This window comes from Nonomuraea roseoviolacea subsp. carminata, assembly GCF_024172185.1.
GTDB lineage: Bacteria > Actinomycetota > Actinomycetes > Streptosporangiales > Streptosporangiaceae > Nonomuraea > Nonomuraea roseoviolacea.
On the sequence record NZ_JAMZEC010000003.1, the window covers coordinates 1 to 545 of the forward strand.

The 545-nt window shown below is 52.1% G+C and carries 1 protein-coding gene; it reads right to left on the reverse strand.

Annotated features, from left to right (window positions below; genetic code table 11):
• The coding region (locus HD595_RS47405; protein WP_253781484.1) for a hypothetical protein at positions 1-494 on the reverse strand (494 nt) is incomplete at its 3' end.
• Positions 495-545: the final 51 nt, after the last annotated feature.

Genomic DNA, 545 nt, shown 5'->3' on the forward strand with positions numbered 1-545 from the left:
ACACCCACCACCCCCAACACCACAAACACCCACCACCCAACAAACCACACACCAAAACACCACAACACAACACCCAACACCAACAACACCAAACCAACAAACACCACACCAACCAACCAAAACAACCACACCAACCCACCCAAACACAACCACAACACAAACCCAACACCCACCAACACCAAACCACCCACAAACCAACACCCAAACAACAACACCACCCAAACACCCACCCACAACCAAACCACACCACACAACCCCAAACAACCACAAACAACACCCAACAACCAACCACACCAACACCAACAACCCCACACCAACCAAAAACACACCAACACCACCACACAAACCCACCAAACAACCCACACCAACCACCAACCACCCACACCCAACCCACCAAAACCACCACAACCACACCCAACCACACCCAACACCCACAAACAACAACCCACAACAACACCCAACACACAAACCACCACAAACACCCACACCAACACAACCACAACACCCCCAACCACAACACACCCAACCCACCCCACACAACCCAC